General features: G+C 44.8%; 17 protein-coding genes. 4 read left to right on the top strand and 13 right to left on the bottom strand.

The genetic code is table 11. From position 1 onward, the window contains the following. From GX089_03565 to GX089_03540, 6 genes are all read right to left on the bottom strand, one after another. A partial coding sequence (locus tag GX089_03565; GenBank protein ID NLP01548.1) for a hypothetical protein occupies positions 1-142 on the bottom strand: 142 nt, incomplete at its 3' end. 218 nt (positions 143-360) lie between these two features. Continuing rightward, complete coding sequence (gene accB, locus GX089_03560; GenBank protein NLP01547.1) at positions 361-2322, bottom strand: acetyl-CoA carboxylase biotin carboxyl carrier protein; 1962 nt, start codon at positions 2320-2322, stop codon at positions 361-363. A 57-nt stretch (positions 2323-2379) separates the two neighbouring features. Then, complete coding sequence (locus GX089_03555; protein ID NLP01546.1) at positions 2380-3333, bottom strand: acetyl-CoA carboxylase carboxyltransferase subunit alpha; 954 nt, start codon at positions 3331-3333, stop codon at positions 2380-2382. A 9-nt stretch (positions 3334-3342) separates the two neighbouring features. Then, entirely contained in the window at positions 3343-4179 is an 837-nt protein-coding gene (locus GX089_03550; GenBank protein NLP01545.1) for an acetyl-CoA carboxylase carboxyltransferase subunit beta, read from the bottom strand. Positions 4180-4226: 47 nt separating this feature from the next. Continuing rightward, the gene (locus GX089_03545; GenBank protein NLP01544.1) at positions 4227-6026 is read right to left on the bottom strand and encodes a phosphoenolpyruvate carboxykinase (GTP); all 1800 of its coding nucleotides are present in this window, start codon (positions 6024-6026) and stop codon (positions 4227-4229) included. Positions 6027-6443: 417 nt separating this feature from the next. After that, entirely contained in the window at positions 6444-6827 is a 384-nt protein-coding gene (locus tag GX089_03540; protein NLP01543.1) for a DUF2294 domain-containing protein, read from the bottom strand. 192 nt (positions 6828-7019) lie between these two features. Between GX089_03540 and GX089_03535 the strand changes: the two genes are divergently transcribed. After that, the gene (locus GX089_03535; protein NLP01542.1) at positions 7020-8162 is read left to right on the top strand and encodes a sensor domain-containing diguanylate cyclase; all 1143 of its coding nucleotides are present in this window, start codon (positions 7020-7022) and stop codon (positions 8160-8162) included. A 14-nt stretch (positions 8163-8176) separates the two neighbouring features. Here GX089_03535 and GX089_03530 read toward each other — a convergent pair whose 3' ends face one another. The 6 genes from GX089_03530 to ffh form a co-directional block, all read right to left on the bottom strand. Beyond that, positions 8177-8890 carry an RNA methyltransferase gene (locus GX089_03530; protein NLP01541.1) on the bottom strand — a complete coding sequence of 238 codons (714 nt, stop codon included), beginning with the start codon at positions 8888-8890 and terminating at the stop codon, positions 8177-8179. A 231-nt stretch (positions 8891-9121) separates the two neighbouring features. Next, a complete protein-coding gene (gene rplS, locus GX089_03525; GenBank protein NLP01540.1) occupies positions 9122-9454 on the bottom strand; it encodes a 50S ribosomal protein L19 in 333 nt (110 codons plus the stop codon). A gap of 38 nt (positions 9455-9492) precedes the next feature. After that, a complete protein-coding gene (gene trmD / locus GX089_03520) occupies positions 9493-10212 on the bottom strand; it encodes a tRNA (guanosine(37)-N1)-methyltransferase TrmD (protein NLP01539.1) in 720 nt (239 codons plus the stop codon). Positions 10213-10236: 24 nt separating this feature from the next. Then, on the bottom strand, positions 10237-10770 hold the full coding sequence (rimM, locus tag GX089_03515; GenBank protein ID NLP01538.1) for a 16S rRNA processing protein RimM: 534 nt from the start codon (positions 10768-10770) through the stop codon (positions 10237-10239). Between the two features lie 5 nt (positions 10771-10775). Next, positions 10776-11123 (bottom strand): 30S ribosomal protein S16, encoded by a 348-nt coding sequence (gene rpsP / locus GX089_03510; protein NLP01537.1) that lies wholly within the window; start codon positions 11121-11123, stop codon positions 10776-10778. A 61-nt stretch (positions 11124-11184) separates the two neighbouring features. Next, positions 11185-12519, bottom strand: a complete 1335-nt coding sequence (ffh, locus tag GX089_03505; protein ID NLP01536.1) for a signal recognition particle protein — start codon at positions 12517-12519, stop codon at positions 11185-11187. A gap of 156 nt (positions 12520-12675) precedes the next feature. On the opposite strand from ffh, the gene GX089_03500 reads away from it, so the two are divergent. Together GX089_03500 and GX089_03495 are read left to right on the top strand one after the other, a co-directional pair. Then, entirely contained in the window at positions 12676-13155 is a 480-nt protein-coding gene (locus GX089_03500) for a nucleoside deaminase (protein NLP01535.1), read from the top strand. 344 nt (positions 13156-13499) lie between these two features. After that, positions 13500-14354, top strand: a complete 855-nt coding sequence (locus tag GX089_03495; protein NLP01534.1) for a flagellin — start codon at positions 13500-13502, stop codon at positions 14352-14354. A gap of 108 nt (positions 14355-14462) precedes the next feature. Here the strand turns inward: GX089_03495 and GX089_03490 are convergent, their stop codons facing one another. After that, on the bottom strand, positions 14463-15320 hold the full coding sequence (locus GX089_03490) for a universal stress protein (protein NLP01533.1): 858 nt from the start codon (positions 15318-15320) through the stop codon (positions 14463-14465). Between the two features lie 149 nt (positions 15321-15469). Here GX089_03490 and GX089_03485 point away from each other — a divergent pair, with 149 nt between their 5' ends. Then, positions 15470-16750, top strand: a complete 1281-nt coding sequence (locus tag GX089_03485; protein NLP01532.1) for a hypothetical protein — start codon at positions 15470-15472, stop codon at positions 16748-16750. The last annotated feature ends 8 nt before the right edge of the window (positions 16751-16758 follow it).

Below are 16758 nucleotides of genomic sequence, written 5' to 3'. Positions count from 1 at the left end.
CGCATTTTTTCAACCCTTTCGCAAAACGGGAAAGGAAATCGAGCCTGTCGTCATCATCGATAAAGAGTTCTTTTCCCTCAACAGAGTGCGCCATTATGTGGAAAAGAGAGCCAGGCGATTCTATACGGGCCATTCGAGGCATATTTTCCTCCGGCGAAAGGATGAGATGGATGTAAGGTGGAGGTAAGGAGATGCAAATTCTGGGCCGAAGGAAAATCAGAGATAAAAAATGGTCCGTCCCTGAGGAGGAGGAAAAAAAGTTAGTCCGTCCCTCACCCAAAAAAAACAGGGCAGATGCCACCACCTGCCCCACAAAAACCAAAAAGAAAAAAATGGTCCGTCCCTAAAAAACCGGAAAAATCACTCCAGCTCCTCAATCGCAATCAACGGCTGATCCTTTTCAACCACCTTACCGTCAGCCGCCAGTATCTTTATAATCCTGCACTTCACAGGGGCGGATATCTCATTAAAAAGCTTCATCGCCTCTACAATACACACCTTCGCTCCCTTCTCAACTAAATCTCCCTCTTTGACAAATTTTGGTTTCTCAGGACCAGGAGAAGAATAGAATGTACCGACAAGTGGTGAATTGATCGTCTTCTGATTGATATTTGTTACATCAGCAGACGCTTCTGCCTTCTTCTGCTCAGGTGCAGGGGCAGGAGCAACAGGCTGAGCTGTCTGGGCAGTAACAACCGGTGCAGAAGGAGCTAATGCAGGAGCCGCAACAGTGGAGGAAGTGGACCCCGTTGCTTTTATTGCAATCTTGAACTCTCCCCTGCTGAAAATGAGTTCCTCTAAAACCAGCCCGCTTATTTTCTCTGTTATCTCTTTTGTGATTCCCTGAAAATCCGGTGGAAGACTTATTGGAGCCGCTGAAACCTGAGCCGAAGTTTCCTGCTGAGTCTTTACAACTTCTGCCTCCTTTTTCACCTCCTGCTTAAGCTTCTTCAGTTCAAGATCAACAGGTGTTTCAGGCCGTGATTCAGGTGCAAGCGCCCGCCATTTGAAATATTCCAACGCAGGTTCAGGTAAAAGAATGTAAGAAATGATATCTTCTTCATGCTCGATAAGTTTTGGATCAATGGCATCTGTGGATTTCGGAAGCATCGGCTCTAACCGGTCCGCCGGTCTATATGTGATCGGCTTTTCATCACCCAGAATCTTCTTAATCAGTTCTTCAGAAATCGGTGCCGGTGACCTTCCGTACAACCCTCTTACATAATCTTTCACTTCATTCGGAATTATCTTGTAACGTTCTCCGGAAATAACATTCATAACAGCCTGAGTCCCCACTATCTGACTTGTGGGCGTCACCAGGGGCGGGAACCCAAGATCCTCACGAACTCTTGTAACCTCTTTAAGCACCTCAGGAAGTTTGTCAAGCGCTTTCTGCATCTCTAATTGTGACCTGAAGTTAGATATCATACCTCCGGGTATCTGATGCAGCAGAATTTCCGGATCGATTATCGCCATCGGGGCATTGGACGGCCTCCGCTTGGGAGACAGTTCAGCAAAATATCTCGCCACCTTTTCCAGTGCCTCCATGTCAAGGCCCGCTGAGTAATTAGTCTCAGCAAATATGGCCGCCATCGTCTCAACCGGCGGCTGCGATGAAAAACCAGCCATGGAAGAGATAGCACAGTCAATTGCACCAGCACCAGCCCTCACTCCCTCAACATAGGTGGCAATAGCCATTCCCGAAGAGGCATGACAATGAATCTGAATCGGAATATTCAGTTCCTTAATGAGCGCACGAACAAGCCGCTCAGCAGAGATCGGAGAAAGAATACCAGCCATGTCTTTAATGCAAAGGGAATCAATCCCCAGATCAACCTGCTCTTTTGCATACTGTACATATTTTTCAACAGTGTGCACTGGAGAGATGGTATAACACAAAGTACCTTGTGCATGGCCGCCATGCTTCTTGACAGCTTTCAAAGCAGCTTCCAGGTTTCTGGTGTCATTAAGAGCATCAAATACCCGGAAAATATCTATACCGTTTTCGCAGGCGAGTGCAACAAACCTGTCAACAACATCATCAGCATAATTCCTGTAGCCGACCAGATTCTGTCCGCGCAGAAGCATCTGCAAAGGTGTGTTTTTAGCCTTGGCCTTGATCATCCTCAGCCGTTCCCAGGGATTTTCCCTCAGGAATCTCAAACACACATCAAATGTAGCCCCTCCCCAGCATTCCAGAGAGTAAAAGCCAACATTGTCTATCACATCGATTATCCGCAGCATATCATCAGTTCTCATCCTCGTAGCCCACAAGGACTGATGAGCATCACGAAGAGTGGTATCAGTGATACGAAGCGGAATCTTATGCAGTTGATCTTCTGTAGGGTTCTGATTTTTCTTGGTCACAGGATTCTCCGTTTATTTGTTGAATTTTCCCATTGCGGAATACTTCTCAAATCGTTTAGAGATAAGCTTAGCTGGTGACAACGATGTTAACTTCTTGAGATGCTTCAAGATAGCTGTTTTCACCTCTTGTGCAGTCTTAAGCGGGTCGGTATGAGCACCACCTGGAGGTTCAGGAATGATCTCATCGATTATATCGAGTTCCAGCAGTGATTTGGCAGTGATCTTCAGTGCTTCGGCAGCCCTTGAGGAGAAAGATGCATCACGCCAGAGTATGGATGCGCAGCCCTCAGGAGAGATCACAGAGTACACTGCGTGATTGAGCATCAGCACTACATCCCCTACTCCAATTCCCAAAGCACCACCGCTGCCACCTTCACCTGTTACAACAGAGATGATCGGCACCTCGATTTTTGCCATTTCGGTCAGATTTCGGGCAATAGCCTCGGCTTGCCCTCTCTCCTCAGCATCAAGACCCGGATAAGCTCCGGGAGTATCGATAAAGGTTACAACCGGAACATTAAATGTTTCCGCTAACCTCATCAATCTCAATGCCTTACGGTAGCCCTCGGGCCTGGCCATTCCAAAATTGCGCTCCACATTTTCTTCTACATTTTTACCTTTATTATGGCCGATCAGCATCACTTTTTCCTGATCCAGGAGGGCAAAGCCGCCAATCAAGGCACGATCATCACCAAAACAGCGATCACCGTGGAACTCCATAAAGCCGGTAAATATGTTTTGAATGTAGTCCATCAATATGGGGCGACGGGGATGACGTGCAACCTGAACCGTCTGCCAGGGAGTCAGATTTTCATAAATCTCTTTCTTTTGCTCAATCAGCTTTTGTTCTAATTCATAAAGCTGAGCAGAAAAATCCCCCTTATTCTCCGTGCTTATGTTCTTAAGCTTCTCGACGGCCTTTTCCATCTCGGCAATCGGCTTTTCAAAATCAAGTTCACGTTCCATTTCAGATCCTTATCGGTTATAAAAAGAAAGGATTTTGTGGAGAGTCTCTTTGAGATCTTTCCTGTGAACAACCATGTCTACAAATCCATGATCGAGTAAAAACTCGGCAGTCTGGAACGAATCAGGCAGTTTCTGCTTGATTGTCTGCTCTATCACCCGTCTTCCTGCGAAACCAATCAAAGCTCCTGGTTCAGCAAGATTTACATCTCCTACAGTAGCATAAGATGCTGAGACTCCACCGGTAGTAGGATCAGTCATCACGGATATGTAGGGCAACTTCTTTTCATTCATCCGTGCTATGCCAGCACAAGTTTTGGCCATCTGCATAAGAGAAAGAATTCCCTCATGCATCCTGGCTCCACCAGAAGCAGAAAAGACGATGTATGGGAGGCGATGCTCACAGGCGTAATTTGCCGCAAGAAGGATCTTCTCCCCTGTTGCAGAGCCAAGGCTCCCACCCAGAAAGCGAAAATCCATTACTGCGATTACAGCCGATGTGCCGCATATCTTCCCTGTACCAGTTATCACTGCCTCATTCAATCCAGTTTTCTTTTTAGCCTGATCCACTTTCTCAGTATAAGGTCCCTTTCCATCAACAAATGAAAGGGGATCAGATGGGCAGATTGTCTCATTGAATTCCTTGAAGGTGCCGGAATCAAAGGTGATGCCGATTCTCTCGTAGGCAGTGAGTTTTCCATGCCAGTTGCACTTGGGACAAACGCTCATATTGTTCAGAAAATCCTGCTTGAAAACATGAGCATTGCACGACTGGCATTTGACCCAGATATCATCTGCCAATTTTTTCCGGGCTTCGCGCTCCGACTTGGTTTTAATAAACCAGGGCATTGTAAGCCTCCTGTAAATTCAGATAATAATCACCTGAATTAGTAAAATTATGCTTTTTTCAATCTTGACTCAAGAGCTTCAAGCTCTTCCCAGAGTTTTTTGGGAAGCCTGCAGCCAAAAGTAATATAATGCTCCTTTATAGATTCAACTTCTTTTAACCATTCCTGCGAATTGATCTCCAGCAATTCTCTGATATTTGATTCAGATATCTGCAATCCCTGCACATCGATGTCATTCATTTGCGGGACATATCCAATGGGGGTTTCTACTGCATCAACCTCCCCCTCCAAACGCTGGAAGATCCATTTAAGCACACGACTGTTATCGCCATAGCCGGGCCACAGCCATTTTCCATCTGATGATTTGCGGAACCAGTTAACATAGAAAATTCCAGGCAGTTTATCCGGACTCGATTTCTGGCCCATGCTGATCCAGTGCTGGAAGTAATCTCCCATGTGATATCCGCAGAACGGAAGCATCGCGAAAGGATCACGACGGATTGTGCCGGCCTTTAAATCCAGAGCAGCAGCAGTAACTTCTGATCCAACAATCGATCCCATGAACACACCATGCTCCCAGTTAAAGGCCTGATGAATCAGCGGGACTGTGCTTGGACGCCTTCCTCCAAAGAGAAACGCACTGATGGGAACACCTTCTGGATCCTCCCATTCCGGAGCAATTGCCGGACATTGAACCGCCGGAGCAGTGAAACGGGCATTAGGATGAGCCGCAGGCTTGGCTGCTGTTGCAGTATTCCACTCCATTCCGGTCCAGTCAATAAGCTTCCCGGGTGCATCATACCCTATCCCCTCCCACCAGACATCTCCATCGGATGTAAGGGCGACGTTGGTAAAGATAGTGTTCTTGCCGATGGATTTCATCGCATTAGGATTGGATGACATAGATGTTCCGGGAGCGACACCAAAGAAACCCGCTTCCGGATTGATAGCATAAAGACGTCCGTCTTTTCCAAATTTCATCCAGGCGATATCATCGCCAATGGTCTCCACTTTCCATCCAGGAATGGTGGGAATCAACATGGCCAGATTTGTCTTTCCACAGGCACTGGGGAAAGCCGCGGCTACATATCTTTTCTTTCCCTGAGGATTGGTAATACCCAGAATAAGCATGTGTTCAGCCAGCCAACCTTCATCACGGGCAATTGAGGATGCGATACGAAGAGCCAGACACTTTTTCCCAAGCAGCGCATTTCCTCCATAACCTGACCCATAGGACCAGATCGCCCGTTCTTCCGGAAAATGGGATATATATTTCTTGTCAATCGGAGCACATGGCCACTTCCCACCATCTTTTTCACCGTTTGCAAGCGGTTTCCCGATAGAGTGCACACAAGGGATAAATTCACCATCATCCCCCAATACTTCAAGAACTTTAGAACCGACCCTCGTCATTATAGCCATATTTACCACAACATAAGGAGAGTCTGTAATCTCAACCCCAATTTTGGAAATGGGAGAGCCAATAGGTCCCATGCTGAAAGGAATAACATACATCGTCCTTCCCTTCATACATCCTTTATAAAGTCCCTTCATTGTTTCCTTTAATTGGACTGGGTCGATCCAGTTATTGGTAGGTCCGGCATCTTCCTTACTCTTTGATGCTATATAGGTACGGTTTTCTACCCGTGCAACATCGGAAGGATCTGAACGGAAAAGATAACAGCCGGGCAATTTCTCAGGGTTAAGAGGTGTTGCAAGCCCCTCCTCAACCATCAACTTAAGTAATCTGTCATACTCAGCTTTTGACCCATCAACCCATTCGACCGATTCGGGTTGACATAATTCAGTCCACTCTTTAACCCAGTTGAGCAATTTCTGATTAGACATAAAACCCTTTCGAAAAAGAAATTTCTTTCAGGCAAAAAAAAGACCAGAGAAATGCGGTTGCAGTTCTTTGGTCCCCTCACTTCCGCTCTGCCCTGTTCCCAAGGCCAGATAGACTTGATAAAACCTTATTTTCCGGCCTATATCAGAGCTGACCAGAAATTATTGTCATCCCGATATCAACCGAAATAATAAAGATATAAAAGAACTGAACTCTGATCAAGGGAAATGAATACAGATATTCATCCCGGGACGATTTGGTTATTTTAATGATTTAAGTCAGGATTTCTTCTCAGAGGTAATTCCAGGACTTAACACAAAGGTAATTTTGTGACTGAGATAACAACTAAGTCACAAACTCTCCTCACAGGGGAACAATTAGACCAAACCTTAATCTGCTCAAAGCGGACTCCAAGGTAATTATCCTATCTCCGGGGCCCGATCCAATGAAAAAACAATCAGTTTTTCACCAGTAATAGTACTTACATCCGTATGCAGGCTTCTGATTTTACGGCGAGTGATTCCTTTAATCATATCCTCGAGCAATGAGCGCCCGTTTTCGATGAGTTCTATCCGTACCTGTTTAATCAATTCTCTGGCACGAACATTACGATCTGATTTTACCAGATTCAGTTCCGCTTTAGTAAGCACGCCTTTAAGCCTGACAATGACCATGTCATCGACAATATAAGTCCTTATTTCAAGCGGTCCCCGCCCCATGTGCTCCTTTTCAAAACGAGTAAGAGCATCGGAGATCTCCGCTTCAAGTTGTCCTTTACTTTTTTTCAATGTTCCCCTTATCATAATGCAAAATTAACCCGACACTTCTTAATTGTAGACTTTATACAATTATATACTTATTTTATGCTGTAAGTAACTATATAGATGCCTGAATTATCAGACCACTAATGTTTACTTGTTGATTAACCTGAACAGTTGTAATATAAATCAGATCATTTGTTTATATAAGGCTTCTATTTAAAACCTGATACCAGAATGCACCGTAATATTTTTTCTATTCTTACCAGACTCAACAATTTAACATCAAAACAAACTTACCTCCTGGCCTCTCTGGTATTCCTGATCAGCGCTTTTGTTGTTGCTGCTGGTTACTTTTTTCTCAGTCTTACTCTTACTGTTATCCTGTCCCTTCTCTCAGCTTCATTCTGCGCCATTTTGACGATCGGATTACAGAAAACCATATCAGAATACGCACAGAAAGTCTCTAAAGGGGAACTGATTACGCGCAGGTTCCAGAATATTTCCAAATACTTTGAAAGTATTCTTCAGGATTCCACGGATATAATCTTTTCCATGGATACAGATGGTTACATTCTGAAATTCAGCAAGGGCTCACAGCTTCATTTTGGCTACACCCAGGAAGAGATCGTGGGGAAACCGCTCTCCTGCCTTTTTGAAAATGAATCAGATCAGCGGAAAGTCCTCAGTACGGTTCTCATGTCGGGGAAATCAGTAAATGAAGAAATAGCGATGAAGACAAAAAGCGGAGAAACAATTCTGGTTGATTTGAGCATGTCGGAGATGAAAAGCGACAACAACCAGATAATCGGTCTTGTCGTAACAGCCAAAGATATAACTGAGAAGAAAAAACTTCTGCTTGAACTTGAAAAGAAAAACGAACTGCTGAGCAAGCTTGCCATTACAGATAATCTTACAAACCTTTACAACTCACGATATTTCCATGATCAGATCAAGCGGGAATTGACCCGTATTAAACGAAATCCATCTCTGAAACTGTCTCTTATTCTGCTGGACATCGATCATTTTAAGGCTCTTAATGATACAGAGGGCCACCAGAAGGGAGATGAGGTCCTTCGTTTTTTAGGCCAGGTGATCAAATCCTGCATACGTCAGGATATCGACACCGGAGCACGTTATGGTGGTGATGAATTTGTAATAGTTCTGCCCGATACTGATAAATCCCAGGCTGTAGTAGTTGCAGAGAGAATTCAGAAACAGTTTGGAACTCTGAAGTTTGGTAAAACGAGTCTTTCAGTCGGTATCACCGAGGCCATACCCGGTGAGGATCAGGAGTCTCTTATAAAGCGGGCTGATGAAGCGATGTACCGCTCGAAAAAAGAGGGACGGGCAAGGATTTCTGTTTACGAACTGAACTGAACCGCCGTCAAATTCTAACACCCGTAACCCATCTTTGCACAAAACATCGCTATCGCTCCTGATACGGCAACATTAAGAGATTCTGCGTTACTGCTTATCGGTATTCTGAATTTTTTTTCTGAGAGCTTCAGAATCTCAGCGGTCAGACCTGATCCCTCATTCCCCAGTGCAACTACCATTTTTTCTGTTCGGGAGAAATCGATACCCGAATCTCCTTTTACATCTGCTGAAAGAATAGAATACCCCATCTGTTTCAGCGATGATGCGATCTGAAGGTAGTTGTCAGAGCGTCTTATCCACAACGACAAAACTGTTCCGGCTGTAGCCTGTACGGCTTTTGGAGAAAAAGGGTCAGCAGACTGAAGCGACAGTAAAGCACCCGAAAAACCGAATGCAACAGCAGTGCGGAGCAGAGTGCCTATATTTCCGGGGTCCTGTATGTTTTCAAGGAGCAGGATCTTTGAACCGGGCTCAGGGGGCAATCCAGAACTGTATGTTTCAGAAGGAAGCTTCACTACAGCAATTATGCCCTGAGGAGCTCTGGCATTGCTTATTGAGAGGAATTGAGAACTTGAGATCTCCCGGACAGGACATCCAAACCGATCCCCATCAATGTTCATTCCCCGGGTAATCAGGATCTCATCGATACTACCTTTAACAGAGGAAACCTGTTCTATCGCCTTTACACCTTCAAGAAGAAAAAAGCCGCTTTCAACACGCTCTTTCATTCTTGAAAGAGACCTGTACCATTTAAGGGATCTCAGTATAATCTCCTCCTGAAAAACCAGCAGCTATTCTCCCTCAGAATCGACAAACCAGAGTAATCCCTCTATCCACTGCTTTACAATGCACAGAATGTCACATGTTTGATACTGCCGGTCAGTAAATATGATAAAAATACAAAAGGAGAAGACTTCTGTCTTCTCCTCGACACTATAGTGATATCTGATTCGGAAAGGCTATTTCTTTTCTTTGATACGAGTTGACTTTCCAGTCCTTCCGCGCAGGTAAAAAAGCTTTGCCCTGCGTACTCTTCCCCGCTTTAAAACTTTGATATCTGAGACAAGAGGTGAATAAACGGGAAAAATTCTCTCCACATACACATTATTGGAAGATTTTCTGACAGTAACAGTAGTCCCTGTCCCTGTTCCCCGTGTCTGAATCACAACACCCTGGAATTGCTGAATTCTTTCCTTCTCACCTTCTTTAATACGGAAAGAAACAGTAATGGTATCTCCAGGACCGTAATCGACCTTACGGTTCGCCATCTGTTTTTTTTCGATTGACCTCATTAACTCCTGCACAGATACCTCCTCACGAATCTGATGAATTATTCCTTTATCGTTTTATTTTCTTTCACATACTTTTCCCACAAATCGGGACGTTTGTTCCTTGTTAATTCGATAGACATTTCCTCCTGCCATTTCAGGATATTTGCATGATGGCCACTCAGAAGAACCGGCGGCACTCTCATATCCTCAAACTCCTCAGGGCGGGTATACTGCGGATGACTCAGCAATCCACTGTAAAAAGTGTCCCCTTCTGCACTGTCTCTATTCCCCAGCACACCGGGAATCAGCCTTGTAATCGCATCAACCAGCACCATGGCAGGGATCTCACCTCCGGAGAGGACATAATCCCCGATCGATATCTCCCTGTCGACATACTTCTGCCTTATTCTCTCATCAATTCCCTTGTACCGCCCGCACAGAAGAATCAGTGATTTCTCTTTTGTAAGGCTCTCCACGATAGAGTGATTTAACAGTTCTCCTTGTGGGGAGAGAAAAATCACAAGCGGGTCCCGTTCACGGTTTCTCTCCCTGGCATCAATTATTGCTCTGGCAAGAGGTTCCGGTTTCAGAAGCATCCCCGCATCACCGCCGTAAGGATAATCATCAACTGTCTTATGGCGGTCATCAGCATCACAGTAATCCCTGATATTGCGGATATCAATGGAAATGATACCTTTTTCCAGAGCACGTTTGATTATGCTGTCAGAGAATGCTCCCTGAAACATCGAGGGAAAAAGCGTAAGAATATCAAAGAACATCTTTATTGATCCGGTGATTCAGGCCTACAGTAATTCCTCTATAAAGCTTTTCTTTACAGTGATGCGTTGTTTACTTTTGTCGACATTCAGTATCGCATCAGCTATCAGTGGAATCATCAACTCTGCACCATTTCTCCTTTTAATTTCCAGAGTATCTGCAGAAGGATAGCTGTGTACCCGCTGGACTGAACCAATATAATCCCCTTCCTCAGAATACACGACCATTCCCTCCAACTCGAAACTGTAATAACCGTCCTGATCGAGCTCCGGAAGCAAGTCGGATTCAACAAAAATCAGGCGGTCATGGAGCATCTGTGCCGCATCGCGGTCGTTTACACCCTGGAAACGGCATACGGCGATACCCGGGCGAAAAGAGATTTCCTCTAAAATCGCAGGGGTGGTCTGGTTCTGGTTCTCTCCAAGAAAAACCTGCAATGGCGGTTTTTTATTCTGGAGAAAAGAGCCAAACACCTCAACCCCGCATAAGCCCTCGATACCCACAGCTTTCACTATTCTTCCCACGGCTACAATATCACCGTGCAAAGGAGAGTGCGGCACAGGATTTAGCTCTTTTTCTCTTTTTTAGGCTTTGGTTTGCGTTTACGCTCCCCTTTACGCTCAATTCCGAGCTGTTCAGGTGTCAACCCTTTTTCGAGACCTTCCATCTTCTCAAAAAAACGGTCCTGCCTCAGCAGATTTTTGACTGTCACAGTAGGCTGTGCGCCGTTTTTGATCCAATGGTTCATGCGCTCGGCATTGAACTCAAACTTCTTCGGGTTAGCCTGAGGATCGTAGGTACCTACAGCCTCAAGAAACCGCCCATCCCGCCTCATTCTGCTGTCAGCGGCCACAATACGGTACTTTGCTATTTTGCTCCTGCCCATCCGGGCCAAACGGATTTTTACTGGCAAGTTTCACTCCTTGCACTTAGGTTAAATGTTGCTGGAAAAACCAGGTTAATTGTTATCTATTTTAAAAAGGAGACAGACTTCTGAAAGCCGCAGCCTGTCCCCGTTTTCCTGCAATCTTATTCATCCTTTTCATCATCTGTTTCATCGAATCAAACTGCTTGAGCAGTTTATTTACATCCTGAACTGTGGTACCGCTCCCTGATGCTATTCTGCGCTTCCTGCTGCCATCAATCAACTGCGGTTTTTCACGCTCTAACATGGTCATGGAGCAGATAATCGCCTCGATTTTGTTCATCGCTCCATTATCCACCTCAGTATTTTTAAGAGCTCCGCCTATTCCGGGAATCATAGCCAGAAGGTCACTGAGGGGGCCCATCTTCTTTATCTGTCTTAACTGATCGAGGAAATCCTGAAGTGTAAAGTTGTTTTTCCGTATTTTCTTTTCGAGTTTCCTGCTTTTTTCGATATCAACTGTCTCCTGTGCTCTTTCCACAAGAGAGACAATATCACCCATTCCGAGAATTCTGGAAACCATTCTTTCGGGATGGAATACCTCAAAAGCATCGGGTTTCTCACCCACACCCACGAACAGAACCGGTACACCGGTAATATCAAGAATTGACAGTGCGGCACCCCCGCGAGCATCACCATCGAGCTTTGTGAGGATCACCCCTGTAAATTTAATCTCCTGGTGAAACTGCTGGGCCACATTCACCGCATCCTGCCCAGTCATGGCATCAGCCACAAAAAAGATCTCATCGGGTTTGGAAAGAGAACAGATCTCTTTCAGTTCCGCCATCATCTCTTCGTCGATATGGAGCCGTCCGGCCGTGTCAATAATAAGAAGAGAGATGTTTTCAGCTTCGGCCTGCTTTATGGCATTAGCTGCTATCTCTACAGGCCTTGATGATTTTTCTGAGTAAACAGGAACACCTAAAGATTTCCCAAGAGTCTGGAGCTGATCAACTGCCGCAGGCCTGTAAGTATCACAGGCAACCATCATCGGGCGATGACCTTTTTTCCTGAAATGTAGTGCCATTTTAGCGCAGGCAGTGGTTTTACCAGATCCCTGAAGACCAGCTACAACGATTATATTAAGCCTGTTTGTGTGCAGCTTAATTTGACGGGCAGAACCACCCATAAGAGAAGCAAGTTCATCATAGACAAGTTTAACGAACTGCTGTCCGGGTGTAATGCTCTGTAAAACATCACTTCCAAGAGCCTTCTCCTGAACAGCCGCGCTGAACTTCTTAACTACACGATAATTGACATCAGCCTCCAGCAGTGCCCTCTTGACATCACGCACAGCCTCGGCGATGTTTTCCTCATTAAGCTTACCGCGTCCACGGAGCTTCTTGAAAATGGCGTCAAATCTATTGGTAAGTTCTTCAAACATAATTAATCAACAATATCTTATTTTGAGCATGTGAGAAAAAAATGCCCGAAAATCTATTAAAGATACGTTTCGGACTGATAATTGCACAAGAATATACTGTTTTAGCCTGTTTATTACGGGGCGATATAATTTTACGGAGACAGGAGCAGATTATTAATGAACCACAATATTTTTATGAACCGTGCTTACCAGGAAGCCATGAGAGCCTTTGATGAAGGGGAAGTACCTGTCGGAGCAGTCATCGAGAAAGACGGCAACATAATAGGTAGAGGCTACAACAGGGTTGAGAGCCTTTCTGATGCAACCGCTCATGCCGAAATCATCGCCATCAGCGCCGCCTCTTCAAAACTCTCAACCTGGAGACTCTCTGATTGCACAATATATGTCACTGCCGAACCCTGCCTGATGTGCCTTGGGGCACTGGTACTTTCCAGGATAAAAACCATTGTATACGGGACCGGAGAACCACGCACCGGAGCCATCCAATCACATTACTACCGTCAGCAAATAGAACGCTCATTTGGCTACTTCCCTGAGGTAATCAGCGGAATCATGGAATATGAGTGCGCACAAATGATGTCCTCTTTTTTCAAACAAGTAAGAGCTGACAAGAACAACAGTTCCCGCAAAAATTAAAGCCCGGGTCACATCTCAAGCCTTCTTATCGTGTCCGGCATCGGATATTGGAACTTAAATGCAGGCCTGTAATGTAATCGAAACCAAAACCTATTCCGGCCCAAAAAGTACCCCCTGTTCCTGCCCTCAAAAAAAACTTTAAAAAAAAAGCTAAAGTGCTCTTTGAAACCAACCGATAAATATTTTAGGAGAAAATGAATCTGCAGGGAGGGGAAACGGCAAATCCTGAATCTCCCTGCTCTGAGAAAGGAGGCAAAACAGAGCTGAAAACCGGAAGTTCAAGGTAATAAGGTCAACAAGGATTGTTGATCGGGTCTAATCATCAAAATACAGGGAGGTTCTAAATGCGTATCAATCATAACATCAATTCAATGTACACCCAGGGTGCCCTTGTAAAAACAAACAGGGATCTGAGCAAGTCTCTGGAAAAACTCTCCACAGGTTTACGGATCAACAGAGCAAGTGATGATGCAGCAGGTCTGGCGATTTCCGAGAATTTACGGGCACAGGTCCGTGGTGCAGCACAGGCTCAGCGTAATGCGTTGGATGGAACAGCACTTCTGCAGATCGCTGAAGGGGCGACAAACGAGATTTCTGAGATTCTTCAGAGGATGCGTGAACTGGCAATCCAGGCAGCCAACGACACACTGACATCCACAGAACGGAATTACGCCAACCAGGAGTTTGATGCTCTTCGGAAAGAGATTGACAGGATCTCTGCAGTTACAAACTATAACGGTATGGAACTGATATCCAGCAGTGCCAGCCGGTTTGGTTTGTCCGGAGCATCAACAAACACTTCATTCTGGATCGATTCCGACTCTACAGCCGGAGTTGACAGTATTACAGTCACACTGGAAACAATGACTGTAAGCAGTCTGAACTCCAATCTTAACACTGCGAGCCTTACAACTCAAAGTAACGCTGCAAGTGCCATATCCTATATCGATACAGCTATGGACAGCGTGAACAGTTCCAGAGCCAAAATCGGTGCATATATCAACAGGCTCGAACATGCTATAAACAACCTGATGGTAAGTGAAACAAACCAGCAGTCTGCAGAATCAATGATCAGAGATGTAAACTTTGCAAACGAGACTACAAGGTTTACAAGGAATCAGATACTGTTACAGTCAGGCACAGCCATGCTTGCACAATCAAACATGGTTCCACAAAGTGTCCTGTCACTGCTTGGCTGATTATATCACTTACTGAGACTGAGGCAGCAGCATGTAAAGATGCTGCTGCCTTTATAATTTCAGGCAGTCCACAGGTTTCCTATTTACAAAGCATTCAGCTTCTCAGATTTAATTTTCCTGCACAGACACAGATAACACTGGACATTCCGAATACCTGAGTACCTGCTCAGTATTATTTCCAATCAATTTCTGAAGAAGAGTGTGTCTTCCATTATCTGCCATAACTATCAGATCGGCACTGTGTTTTCTGGCACTGCTCAGTATAGAATGAGCCATGGATTCACGATGCAGTTCAGTTTCCCAGTGAATGTTTTCAAGAAGAGAAGGATCCGGTTCAGGGAAACAGTTTCCACATTTCAATCCGATGATTCTGGGGTTCGATTCAGGAAAGAGTGATAGAATTTTCTTTAACTGTGCTGTCATCAGGGAAAAAAACGAGGGACTTTCAACTGGAATGACAATGTTCCGCAGATTTACATTTCCGGTCCCCATATCAACGAAAGGCCTAGCTCCGGAGGGAATGAAAAGAGTGATACGTCTGAAATAAACAGCCAGATATTCAGCCAGGTTTCTTCCCAATAGTGTACCTATGCGCGAGGAGGACTGGGTTCCTATAACCAGTATATCATGGGAATGCCGTTTCAGTCTTTTTATAATTTCAGCTTTCTTATTTCCTGTTTTAACGATTTTTTTAATTCGGAGTCCTATCTCCCCGACATCGCTTCGACTGGAACTGCCCGGGAGAATTCCCCACTTTTCCAGCAGATCTCTGACCCCAATATGCTCAATTGCTTCCTCTTCCCTTCTTACATCGACTATTTCCAGTTCACCTTTTGATGCATAGGCTAATTTCAATGCATGCACAAAAGGCATCATAGAGTTATCGGGTTGATGAACGGGAAGAATAATACTGAGAGAGGGTACCAAGGTTTTCAGGGAGGAATCCAATTTCGGTTTTTCACCCATATCTGCTCCTTGCTGCTCACAAAAGATTAATTTAAGTGATAACAGTTGCAAGTAGTAGTTTTTTAATAACATCTGAGGATTTCATCTACTTTCACGTAAAGTCATTCCCGCTAGTATTTTTAGGAAAAAAGGGTAATCAGGAGAATATTATGAGAAACTGGGATCTTGAAAGTTTACACAAACATATCCACGGATTTGATTCATTATCCTCTCAGCAGCAAAAAACTCTCCTGGAAAAAATGAACCTGAGTTTTCCATGCGCAATTTTTAAGAGCCAGATCGAAAAAAGGCGTAATGCATTGCTAAACATGGCCAAATCGCGTGAAATGCTCAGAGATGCATCACAGTGTTTCCCGCATTTTATCAAGATCAATAAAATAAAACGCACAATCGATGCACTCAGGGGATTTGCGGTTGTCTTTACAGCCGGCGGAGAGGGAGAGCGTCTGAGGTTAAGCCTTCTCAAACAGGGTATCTCCCCTTCTATATTAAAGGATTTTACTAAAGCCACCTACCCTGTTCCCGGCTTTCCAGACAATTCGGGTACGCTTCAGATAAATCTTACCATGATATCACACCTCTGCTCAGAATCCGGAATTGACATCCCTGTAATAGTCACTACCGGACCTGAGAACTCGGTAACAGCCAGAGTAATTCCAGAGATCCTGAAAGCAAATAATAATTTTGGATTACGCAATATTATCACTGTTCAGCAGGATGAACGGATCCATTTTACAAATGATGAGAAAGCCGCGTTCATTATCACTGATGATGGTTCACCCCAGCCTGTAACCCAGCCTGATGAGACCGGGGGGCCACTGATGAAACTTAAGCAAACCTCAGAATCTTCAGGTGTATCCCCCCTGGAATGGCTTGAGAAACTGGGCTGCAGGAAAATTATTGTTGTTCAGGCTACCGCGCTCTATCACCAGAGCCTCCTTCCTGCGATGGCCAGTGCCCTTGAGGGACATGATTGTCTTGGTGTCGGCATTCTGAGAAAGGAATTTCCGGAAAAAGATCCGTTTGGAACTTTTGTGACACTTACAAGAAATGATCATGACTCAACGATAATTCTTGAACAGGAAGTCAGAAATGAGGAGACACGGCAAATAAAAGACAATTCAGGGGAATATTATCTGCCTTTTAATACAGGATTTTACGCTTTCGATTCTGAGCTTTTGAAAAAAAGCGATCTTCCTGATTATGCTACACCGCCCAAGGAAATACTGCCTGAACTCCCCCGCTCCCCGAAAATCGGCTACGCGGCAACAGACATTTTCCCTCTTGCCGGAAATCCGGTGATACTCACTGTGGAGCCGAACATGTACAGGGTGCTGAAAACAGTGGAGGATCTTAGCCTTTTATCTAAAGCAGGCAGAGAATTTGGTCTTGACAAACTATGGAGTAAGGTTCCGGATAATCAGGGTTAGAAATTACA

Origin of the sequence: Fibrobacter sp. (assembly GCA_012523595.1) — a bacterium.
In the GTDB taxonomy this organism is placed as follows: Bacteria; Fibrobacterota; Chitinivibrionia; order Chitinivibrionales; family Chitinispirillaceae; genus JAAYIG01.
This window is presented reverse-complemented; position numbering and strand designations above follow the sequence as displayed.

Excerpts from the sequence above, each read along its gene's own strand:
- GX089_03555 (NLP01546.1), bottom strand. The coding sequence starts at position 3,333 with ATGGAACGTGAACTTGATTTTGAAAAGCCGATTGCCGAGATGGAAAAG.
- GX089_03550 (NLP01545.1), bottom strand. The coding sequence starts at position 4,179 with ATGCCCTGGTTTATTAAAACCAAGTCGGAGCGCGAAGCCCGGAAAAAA.
- GX089_03545 (NLP01544.1), bottom strand. The coding sequence starts at position 6,026 with ATGTCTAATCAGAAATTGCTCAACTGGGTTAAAGAGTGGACTGAATTA.
- GX089_03540 (NLP01543.1), bottom strand. The coding sequence starts at position 6,827 with ATGATAAGGGGAACATTGAAAAAAAGTAAAGGACAACTTGAAGCGGAG.
- GX089_03535 (NLP01542.1), top strand. The coding sequence starts at position 7,020 with ATGCACCGTAATATTTTTTCTATTCTTACCAGACTCAACAATTTAACA.
- GX089_03530 (NLP01541.1), bottom strand. The coding sequence starts at position 8,890 with ATGAAAGAGCGTGTTGAAAGCGGCTTTTTTCTTCTTGAAGGTGTAAAG.
- rplS (NLP01540.1), bottom strand. The coding sequence starts at position 9,454 with ATGAGGTCAATCGAAAAAAAACAGATGGCGAACCGTAAGGTCGATTAC.
- trmD (NLP01539.1), bottom strand. The coding sequence starts at position 10,212 with ATGTTCTTTGATATTCTTACGCTTTTTCCCTCGATGTTTCAGGGAGCA.
- ffh (NLP01536.1), bottom strand. The coding sequence starts at position 12,519 with ATGTTTGAAGAACTTACCAATAGATTTGACGCCATTTTCAAGAAGCTC.
- GX089_03500 (NLP01535.1), top strand. The coding sequence starts at position 12,676 with ATGAACCACAATATTTTTATGAACCGTGCTTACCAGGAAGCCATGAGA.
- GX089_03495 (NLP01534.1), top strand. The coding sequence starts at position 13,500 with ATGCGTATCAATCATAACATCAATTCAATGTACACCCAGGGTGCCCTT.
- GX089_03490 (NLP01533.1), bottom strand. The coding sequence starts at position 15,320 with ATGGGTGAAAAACCGAAATTGGATTCCTCCCTGAAAACCTTGGTACCC.
- GX089_03485 (NLP01532.1), top strand. The coding sequence starts at position 15,470 with ATGAGAAACTGGGATCTTGAAAGTTTACACAAACATATCCACGGATTT.